Source organism: Bradyrhizobium sp. (assembly GCF_049519115.1).
In the GTDB taxonomy this organism is placed as follows: Bacteria; Pseudomonadota; Alphaproteobacteria; order Rhizobiales; family Xanthobacteraceae; genus Bradyrhizobium.
In genome coordinates, this window is sequence record NZ_JBEKRB010000066.1 from 18957 (window position 1) to 27385 (window position 8429).

The window sequence follows — 8429 nt, forward strand, 5'->3', positions numbered from 1 at the left end:
CGGTGGTTCCGCTGGATGAGGTCAGCTGATCACGTCGGTTTGCAATGATCGTTCGAGGATCATGTCGATAAGCCATTCACTATGTCCGTTCTGCGATAATGACCGCGGCGCGGTTGGAAGATCTCGAATGCCCATCGCCCGATGTATCGTGGCCCTTCCTCCCAGCCGAAGGCTTCTGTGAGTTGACCAGCGATCCAATCGGCACTCGGGGTGAAGTTGTCCCAATCCATAGGATTTCACGGCGGCCATGGTGCAGAATCAAAAACCCTTACAGCAGCCGGAATGAGATCATGGCAACCGTTGTCTGCCCGACATCGATGCCGAGCTTGAGCTCGCCGCAAATTCGTTGGGCGCCCCAGAGTGGGCTGGCGATGCTGACGTCCCGGACCAGCGCCTCAGCTCCAAAGGCACCTTCGGACGGCCGCCACACGGTTACGACCCTCCATCGCTAATACAGGCGGAAGCCTGCACGGCGCCAACGAATGACGGTTTTCGGTCTGACATTGCCAAGGCTCAGCACACCGGTAGCCAGGCCATAGAGCCCAGCAAATAAAATGCGGTTGATGCTGCCGAAGGTCGGTCACTTCGGTGATTTGCGTCGCAAGATATTGAGTTGGTGACGATACGCCAGGTCTCGATTTCAAGCGAAGCTCGCGATCGGAGCATCCGATCAGCCTGCACTAGACCAGTTTGCAGAGATCGATCGTCGAGCAGAGGCTTCACCCGATTAGCTTCCGTCGCTCTAATATAGCGGCGCGCGGAGTCCCCTCGGCCGCTTCGCAAGCAAAATAAAGCGCGGGGATAAAGGTGAAATTGCCGAGAGCTCTAAGCTTGTCGCCCTTTGCGGTAACAAGGATCGACGCGCCCGCCATCGCCGCGGTCGCGCCGACGAACGCCGGCGGCGTCGAAATGGCGGCCAAGAGTACGAGAAAACCTACGGCGATGGCGACGCCATGCAGCGCGACACCAAGCGGCGCGAGGTTCGCTTTTTCCATGACGATGAAGGCCGAACCCGATACGATCGCCGCCTCGAGCCAAATCGGCAGCCCCGAAGCGGTCGCGACGGCGACAAGCGGTGCCAGTACGAGGGCGGCCTGCATTACCGCTCTCGTTTCGAACTCCTCACCGAGATTGTGAGTCCAGGCCATCAAAGCGACACCAATTCCTCTACATCGACGACCCTCGCGATTTGGCTCAGCAGCTTCATCGATTCTTGATGTTCTTCCTCCGTTGCTGCGGCGCAGGCGTCCTCCACAATGACCACTTGGTAATCTCGGTCGTGAGCGTCGCGCGCGGTCGCCTGAACCGCCCATGCCGTGCTGACGCCCGCAAGGACGAGGCGCTGGACCTTGTTAGCTCGGAGCGTCGCTTCCAGATCGGTGCAGTAAAAGGCGCTGACTCGTGGCTTCACCACGATGACATCGGCGAAATCAGATTCCAGATCAGGATGAAAGTCGGTGCCTCTGGTGCCAAGTTCGATGGCGCCGGCCTTATTCGCGTTGCCGAAAAAAGGCGAATCCTTCGGGTGGTTCACGTAGCCGGGTGCAAAGCCGACCTTGACCAGCACGGTTAGCCAGCCCTTGTCGCGGGAGATGTGGAGCGCGCGGTTGACGTTGGCAATGATTGACCGCTTCAGCACCTGGCTAGAATTCCGGGACAGCTTTCCGTCCGGATGCACGATGTCAAAGATATAGTCCAATCCGATAAAGGCTGTTTTCATGATCGTTCCTTTTCTGATGGGGAGTGTCGCCTCCGCGACGTTTGATCCCGTTCGTAGGTATCGATGTGCTTGGCGCACGCTCTATTATTCCGCGATAAGACGCCAGCTAACGTGAACAGGACGGCGGGTGCTTTTAGAGGCGGTGTGACTTGGTATGAAGCTCGCTATGCACCCGTGCCGTTTCTCTTGTCCCGTGCGTCACCGTCTGCGCTGTACTCATAGCTTGTCTGTGGTCAAGCGGTCTCCGTGCATCCAAACGTGGACGCGTGCGTCAGCCTCGCGGGGGCTCTTTGGGATCAATCCAAATCAGCAGGTAAAGCGTGGCCGAACCATGAGGAGCGATCGGGCCGGCTAGGAGCATGTCCGTGATCGGACCGATACTTGGACCAAGGTGATCAGCATGGCCAATGCGAACCGTGACTTTTATAGAATATAGGCTCGCCATAGCAGATATGCTTTCTTCGTAGGCCGCATTTTCGAAGGAGGTTTTTCACTTTCATTCGGCTTGGCTCGCGAAAATGGAAAAGCGGGACCCACGACAGGGGGTGGAAGCGACGTCGATGCGGTGTCCTAGAATTCCGGTCGCTTGGCGCACGATGAAGAGGCCGATGCCCAAGCCATCGTGTCGCGCGGGATCGAGACGAGTGAATGCCTTGAACATTCGAGGAATCTGGTCCCCGGTGATACCGATTCCGGTGTCATACACGTCAATACGGATGTTCGCGCCAATGTGACGGCAGCCGACGAGAATGCGGCCCCCAGGCTCCGTGTACTTGACGGCGTTGCTGATCAAGTTTCGCAAAACGGTACCGAGAAGCAGCGCATCACTTTCAATCGTGGCGCTGGTCGGGGCCGCACGAACGCTAATCCCCTTCGTTTGAGCCGCAACTTCGTTCTCGTAAGTAGCTCGCTGCAACAAGGGCCCGACCCGCACCGGAGTTAGTTTCACTCTCTTGGCGGGCTCGCTGAGCTGAAGGGCGGCAACCAATTCATCAAGCTGATTTTTCAATCGATCGATGGCTTCTTGACCGGACTGTAGCTGGCATAGCTCAGACGTCGTTCGATCGCCGCGACCGAGAAAATCGTGAGCGAGTTGGATGACTTGAAGTGGCTGTCGAAGATCGTGCCCCGCTATCGCAAGTAACACTGACTTAAACTCGGAAGATTTGTGCGGTTTCGCCTTGGCAGTCATGCTCCAAGTAATGGGTCTCGTTGGGACCCGTGGGATGCCGAAGGCCCCACTGTTTTCCATTACGTCGACTTGTCCTTCGAGCTCGCGCATGAGATAGCTCTCTCAGTTGGGAGGCATTCAACAAATCTGATCGAGAGAGTTGCGCAACTTAGCCACTTTGGCGAGTTTAACGTTGTCAGATTGTGTTAGTCTTGCTCCTGAGAGCACACGTCTTGGACGAAACATTGGCTCCTAAGGAGCTCCAGTTGGATCAGGTCCGCTGATCGCAGCGATTGAAATGATCGCGGCAGCATATCGATTCTCAAATATCCGGTCGGTTGCGAAGAATGATCAATTGAACGATCAAATCGCTCTGAATGGTGAAATAGAAGGCAAGCACCAGCGGATCAGGTAGGCCACGCTTGTCATAATTGCCGTCGACGTTGGCCGTCACGATGGCGTTGCCATAGTGGTTGATCACCTTGGTTACCTTCATCGTTAGCCTTTCATCAATGATGTCGCGCTTCGCCCACTCTCTGATGGCCGGCCTTCCCCAGTAGTCCCATAACTGATCATTGACGAGAGCGTCCTCGGCGAAAGTGGCCAGCAATCGCTCGAGATCGAAGCTGTTGGTTGCTCCGACGTAGGCAGCCACCAGGGGTGGGAGGGCGACCGGAGCGTTCGGCGGAATAGCGGACTTCATCATGGTGTCGGGTTCCAAAGGGTGCCGGGCAATCGCCCGCAACGAACCTGCCCGAAGGCCGACGCCTCGGCGCGTTGTATTCTGTAAGAAAATGTTAGAACAGGGGTTAAGCGGGGGGGCGGTTCCGCCAGCTCTCCGGCCAGTAGAGAATGGTATCGTGGCTATCAGCGTACTGTGGAGCGACTAAAATTCGCTATCGCAAATCCTCAAGCAGCGCGCGCGCCAGCCTGAGATCTGCGGTTTCGAATCCTTCCGTGAAGCGATCGTAGACAAGGGCGAGCGTATGCCGGGCCTGATCGCGTTGCCCGTCTTCGAAGAGCAAGCGGGCCAAGGCCATCGTGGACCTGAGCTCCCAAGCCAGCGCGGATTGCGCGCGTGCGGCAGCGATCGCTTCGGTCAGGCAGTTCATGGCGGATGCACGATCATGTTGAGCCACGAGAATCTGTGATTTGGTCCGGAGCAGTTCGGACAAGTCCAATTGCGCTCCGCTATTTGTGGCACCCGCAACGGCTCCATTGATCGTGAACAACGCCTCCTGGAATTGCCCGGTCTTGCGCAGGCCGTCCGCCAATGCGCGGGTGAAGCTCGGGATCAGGAGATTGTACTGTTGAGCATGCAGGGTCTCTAGCGCGCTCCGCAACAAATCGAGACCGGCTTCCGGCTCTTCGCGGATGATGGCAAGTTCACCCTTCAGAGCGATGCCGAGAGCAAGGTACGGTTCAAGCGAGTATCGTCGGGCGTGTACGATCAGCTGCTCGATGAGGTCGCTAGCTCCTGGCAAATCACCGATCCACAGTAACAATGTTGAGGCATAACCCAGCGAGAAACAGACCGAAACTGGGTGACCTCGGCTCGCCGCTTCATCAAGGGCCTTTTGCACGATTCGAAGCGCCCGATCGGAGAATCCGCGCAGCCACAAGGTGCGGGCGAGGAAGACGAGCGCGCGGATGCGATAATCAAAGACGAAGAAGTTGATGTTGAAGGTACCGAGCTCGATGGCGAGCGTCATGCCGCGCTCAAGATGGAGTTGTGCCTCAGCTTGGTTACCCAGAAAGTGGTGATCAAAACCCACCCACCACTTCGCCCAGATGGTGCCGGCCGGGTGCTTGGCAGCCTGCGCGATGACGCCCGCCTGTTCTGCGACCGTCATGGCGCCGCGGGTGTCGCCGAGTCGACCAAGAAAAAAATTCAGACCGGCGAGAAGGCGCAGTTGCCGCCCACGGTCCTGGCAAGCTTCCGCCAGCGCAAGTCCGCGCTCGATTGCGGCGCGAACCTGATCGCCGTGACCCGGCGTCGTCAAGAGTGGAAACCGCCCGTTCGCACCAACCTCTGCATTCCTCCAGCAGCGAAAGTCCGATGAACAGCGGGGCCGCCCAAGTGGCGAGTTCGATGCCAACCGCGGCATCGCCACGGTCGGACAACGCCCATCCGAGCGCCGCCCGCACGTTGCCGATATGTGGGGCGTATCCCGAAAGATCATGTTCGCCGAACAATGACTGGATGATCTTGTCATGTTCGAGAAACCTGGAATAGACGATCGCATGGCGCCGGGCGATGCGATCCGCTTCGCCACACTCGGCGAGTTTGGCCGCGGTGTACGCGCGCGTGGTGTCGAGCAGCCGATAGTAGGTCGATTGGTTGATGACCGCCGTGGATATCAGGGATTTTGCAACCAGGCTCGCGACCGTGTCGGTAACGTCCGCTTCAACTGCCTCCCTCTCCGACGCAACAGAGTCAGCGGCCTGGCGCGTGAAGTCCCCGACAAAGACTGACAGCCGGCACAGGACCACCTTCTCGCGCTCCGAAAGTAGGCTGTAACTCCAATCGAGCATTGCATTCACGGTCTCGTGCCGCGGCAACGCGGTGCGACGGCCATGCCAGAGCAAGCTGAAGCGGTTGTCGAGCAGCTCCGAGGTTCCACGAATCCCAAGGGAGCCGACGCGACTGGCCGCGAGCTCAATGGCAAGCGCCACCCCGCCAAGCCGGCGGCAGTTTCGGGCGACGATCACTGCATCGATATCGCTGAGAGCGGCGCCATAGCCGCTCGCTGCCGCCCGCTCCATGAAAAGCTGTACAGCCGGATATCGGAGCGCTTCCATGGCCGTCAGGCCGGCATCCTCGGGGGGACAATCAAGTGAATACAGTAGGTGGACATGTTCACCTTCCACCCGAAGGGCTTCGCGGCTCGTCGCCAGAATGTGCGTTTGTGGTGCCTCGCTGACGACGCGTTCGGCCAATGCTGCCGCAACGCCGATCACGTGCTCGCAACTGTCGAGCACCAGGAGGATCTTCCTGTCGCCAATAAAGGCCAGCAGACCAACGAGCGGATCCTGGGTTTGCACTATGAACCCGAGCGCCGATGCGATCGCTGTCGGTACAAGTTGAGGATCGGTCAGCGCAGCCAGATCGATGAAGAACACCGCATCATGGAATCCATCAATCAGCGCATGAGCGACGGAGATTGCTACGGTGGTTTTGCCGACACCGCCGGGACCCACGACGCTGACGAAGCGCCACATCTGGAGTTGCTGCGTCAACGCTCTAACGGTGTCATCACGGCCGACCATTCGCGCTAGTCGCGGCGGCAGTTTATTAACTCGTTCTGTGGCAGTGATCCCAGTGATCGAAGCCGTTGGAGCGGCCGCCGAGCGTGTGATCGAAGCGACAAAACAATAACCGCGACCAGCAACATTCGACACATAGCGAGCGCCGTCTCGCCCGTCATCAATCGCCTTCCGAAGGGCAGCGATTTGAAAGCGGAGGTTAGCTTCCTCCACCCTCGCATCCGGCCACGCCGTTGAGATTAGCTCCTTGTGGGTGACAACTTCCCCGGCCCGCTCCGCGAGCGCGATCAGGATATCGAGCGCGCGGCCGCCGAGCGGTATCGGCTCGTCACCCTTCTTGAGCAGCCTCTCGGCCGCAAACAAGCTGAACGGGCCAAAAGAAAGCACGTCCTTGGATTGTCGGTTGCGCCGATCATTCATAGGCGTCGTCCGCGTCTCACGAGGACCGTCGGTTCGCGTCCATGCCGAAAGAACCAAACGACATTGCGTTTCTGGTCGCCTTGGCCGGTTCCATCATGGCGTCATCTTTCGTAGCAGCCTGACCACCGGGTTTGGATTTAAGCCGAGGACTGGTTTCGCACAGTCACAGCGGAGCCTGTCACTATTGGCTACCAACCTCAGCCCGCCAAGCTCTGCGAGTTGCTGCTGCTGACGACAACAAACGGCATCTTACAACAGCTAACAAGCGTTTCCCACGGCCTCTACGTAAATTCCTTCGGTAGGCGGCGGATGGCGGAGGAGCCAAAGCTCGGATCACCGCAGTCGTAAAGGGTCGACCAGTACACAGAACGTTAAGGAGAAATCAGATGGCTGTCACACCTGACTACGTTCGTGAAGTATTTAAAGGTCTGGAGAACGGCGACGGAGCCGCCTTTTTCACACACGTCGCGGACGACGTCGATTGGACCGTGATGGGTACTCATCCGCTCGCCGGTCGCTACCGCAGCAAGGCAGACTTTATCGCCGGTACCTTTACCAAACTGGGCCAAGTGCTTCCACAAGGAACTCAGCTCCATCTGGAATATCTCATCGTCAAAGGCGACCAAGCAGTGGTCGAGCTTCATTCCTTGGCGACGGCACGGAACGGCATGAGATTCGACAATCGTTACTGTTGGATCCTCTTTTTCGAGGCCGACAAGATTGTGCGCGTTCGAGCTTATCTCGACTCGGCTCTGGTCGCCGAACTCTTCAAAGAAAATCCAGGCGCCGCCTAGTCCATGCGCTTGCAGAAGAACTCGTCTTCCGTGGCTCCGTGAAAACGGCGCCGGAGGTCGAGAATACCCGAAGCGTCTGGGCGTTTCACCTCATTTGAAACGCTCGGTGATCGAGGACGACGCCAATGCTGAACACCATATTAGGCGCACTGCTTCCGATGGTCGTCACCTTCTTGCTCGGCTTTATAGCGGCATGGCGTCACGATCTTGGTCCGAAAGATGCCTCGATCCTGAATCGCATGGTGTTGCTTTATGCCGTCCCGCTGACGCTTTTTGCCGGAACCGTTACGACGTCGCGCACGGCACTCGCTCAGGACATCCCGCTGGTCATCGCTTTGTGCCTCGCCATCATTGGCCTCTACGGCGTGGTGTTTCTGTTCCACCGTATTGTCTTTCGCTTCCCAACGAGCGTCAGTGCCCTTTACGCGCTGGCGGCTTCCGCGCCGGCAGTGCCCTTCGTAGGTCCAGCCGTCCTCGGTGATCTGTTCGGTAGGCTCAGCGCCATTCCGATAGCGATAGCCAGTCTCGTCATCAACCTCACCGTCGTGCCAATCACGATTCTTCTTCTCACACTGGATACGGCTGGGAGAGACCCACAGGAAACGAGCTTCGCCGCGCAGGGCAAAGAGCAATTGGCGTCGCCCGCAGCCAAACTTGCGGAAACGGTCAAACAGCCGATGGTTTGGGCGCCGATTCTCGCTTTCGCGGTCGTACTGAGTGGGCTCCACATTCCTCAGCTCATCGTCCACTCGCTTTCCCTGCTGGGAAACGCCTCCGGGGGCGTCGCTCTGTTTGCCAGCGGCATCGTGCTCGCATCCGGCAAAATCAAAGCCAGCTTGCACGTCTTGTTGCTCGTATTCCTGAAGAACATCCTGCAGCCCGCCCTGGTCTTGGGTGGATTGCGATGGGTCGGCTACGGCGAACCCACTGTCAGCGAGGCGGTGCTGGCGACGGCGATTCCAACCATGCCGATAGTGATCATGTTCGCGCTGCAATACCGCGTCGCGCAGGAGGAGGCAGCTTCCGCCGTATTCCTCAGCGTCATCGGCTCGATCGT

General features: G+C 58.3%; 9 protein-coding genes and 1 pseudogene. 2 read left to right on the forward strand and 8 right to left on the reverse strand.

The window, feature by feature from the left end; all coding sequences use genetic code 11:
• Window positions 1-268: 268 nt before the first annotated feature.
• The 8 genes and pseudogenes from ABSE61_RS31355 to ABSE61_RS31390 form a co-directional block, all read right to left on the reverse strand.
• Window positions 269-430: a hypothetical protein gene (locus ABSE61_RS31355; RefSeq protein ID WP_423875047.1), complete on the reverse strand. Its 162-nt coding sequence runs from the start codon at window positions 428-430 to the stop codon at window positions 269-271.
• A 289-nt stretch (window positions 431-719) separates the two neighbouring features.
• The gene (locus ABSE61_RS31360; RefSeq protein WP_423875048.1) at window positions 720-1148 is read right to left on the reverse strand and encodes a hypothetical protein; all 429 of its coding nucleotides are present in this window, start codon (window positions 1146-1148) and stop codon (window positions 720-722) included.
• The gene (locus tag ABSE61_RS31365; protein WP_423875049.1) at window positions 1148-1720 is read right to left on the reverse strand and encodes a cysteine hydrolase family protein; all 573 of its coding nucleotides are present in this window, start codon (window positions 1718-1720) and stop codon (window positions 1148-1150) included. The genes ABSE61_RS31360 and ABSE61_RS31365 overlap by 1 nt, the downstream gene beginning before the upstream one ends.
• A 496-nt stretch (window positions 1721-2216) precedes the next feature.
• Window positions 2217-3002 (reverse strand): sensor histidine kinase, encoded by a 786-nt coding sequence (locus ABSE61_RS31370; RefSeq protein ID WP_423875050.1) that lies wholly within the window; start codon window positions 3000-3002, stop codon window positions 2217-2219.
• 211 nt (window positions 3003-3213) lie between these two features.
• Window positions 3214-3636: a nuclear transport factor 2 family protein gene (locus ABSE61_RS31375; protein WP_423875051.1), complete on the reverse strand. Its 423-nt coding sequence runs from the start codon at window positions 3634-3636 to the stop codon at window positions 3214-3216.
• 151 nt (window positions 3637-3787) lie between these two features.
• Window positions 3788-4744, reverse strand: coding sequence for an ATP-binding protein (locus ABSE61_RS31380; RefSeq protein ID WP_423875052.1), 957 nt, complete (start codon window positions 4742-4744; stop codon window positions 3788-3790).
• The gene (locus ABSE61_RS31385; protein ID WP_423875056.1) at window positions 4656-6113 is read right to left on the reverse strand and encodes an ATP-binding protein; all 1458 of its coding nucleotides are present in this window, start codon (window positions 6111-6113) and stop codon (window positions 4656-4658) included. The genes ABSE61_RS31380 and ABSE61_RS31385 overlap by 89 nt, the downstream gene beginning before the upstream one ends.
• A 159-nt stretch (window positions 6114-6272) precedes the next feature.
• A pseudogene (locus ABSE61_RS31390) lies at window positions 6273-6578 on the reverse strand (winged helix-turn-helix domain-containing protein); the annotation flags it as partial.
• Window positions 6579-6964: 386 nt separating this feature from the next.
• Between ABSE61_RS31390 and ABSE61_RS31395 the strand changes: the two are divergent.
• Window positions 6965-7372: a nuclear transport factor 2 family protein gene (locus ABSE61_RS31395; RefSeq protein WP_423875053.1), complete on the forward strand. Its 408-nt coding sequence runs from the start codon at window positions 6965-6967 to the stop codon at window positions 7370-7372.
• 158 nt (window positions 7373-7530) lie between these two features.
• On the forward strand, window positions 7531-8429 hold an 899-nt coding region (locus ABSE61_RS31400), incomplete at its 3' end, for an AEC family transporter (protein ID WP_423875055.1).

What these genes read in the sequence shown, in the direction of transcription:
- ABSE61_RS31360 (WP_423875048.1), bottom strand. Translation starts at nt 1,148, where the DNA reads ATGGCCTGGACTCACAATCTCGGTGAGGAGTTCGAAACGAGAGCGGTA.
- ABSE61_RS31365 (WP_423875049.1), bottom strand. Translation starts at nt 1,720, where the DNA reads ATGAAAACAGCCTTTATCGGATTGGACTATATCTTTGACATCGTGCAT.
- ABSE61_RS31370 (WP_423875050.1), bottom strand. Translation starts at nt 3,002, where the DNA reads ATGCGCGAGCTCGAAGGACAAGTCGACGTAATGGAAAACAGTGGGGCC.
- ABSE61_RS31380 (WP_423875052.1), bottom strand. Translation starts at nt 4,744, where the DNA reads ATGACGGTCGCAGAACAGGCGGGCGTCATCGCGCAGGCTGCCAAGCAC.
- ABSE61_RS31385 (WP_423875056.1), bottom strand. Translation starts at nt 6,113, where the DNA reads ATGTGGCGCTTCGTCAGCGTCGTGGGTCCCGGCGGTGTCGGCAAAACC.
- ABSE61_RS31395 (WP_423875053.1), top strand. Translation starts at nt 6,965, where the DNA reads ATGGCTGTCACACCTGACTACGTTCGTGAAGTATTTAAAGGTCTGGAG.